General features: G+C 33.5%; 1 protein-coding gene. It reads left to right on the plus strand.

Going from position 1 to position 352, the window contains the following annotated elements:
* Positions 1-352 (plus strand): transposase (locus FGM02_RS17840; RefSeq protein ID WP_139959982.1); only part of this gene is annotated, 352 nt, incomplete at both ends.

Here is a 352-nt window from a genome sequence, read left to right on the forward strand (position 1 = left end):
TCTAAGGTGTTCTTCAACGGAGATACTTTAAAACAGCTGCTAGCTAGAAGTAGGTATCTCTTATTCAAAACTAGTAATAAATGGACACAGAAACAGAAAATAAGAGCGCAGATTTTATTTGAGAATTATCCAGATCTACATAAGGCTTATTCTTTGGCGACAAAGCTAAATTATATTTACGAAAAATCAACAGTAAAAACTATTGCCATTACTAGATTGGCACATTGGTTTAGAGAAGTCGAACAAAGTGGACTTAAAAATTTTGCCACAGAAATGAGAACATTCCAGGTACATTATGACTCAATTGCAAACTTCTTCAATAACAGAAGTACAAATGCAGCAGCTGAATCTT

Origin of the sequence: Flavicella sediminum, from assembly GCF_006381105.1 — a bacterium.
GTDB lineage: Bacteria > Bacteroidota > Bacteroidia > Flavobacteriales > Flavobacteriaceae > Flavicella > Flavicella sediminum.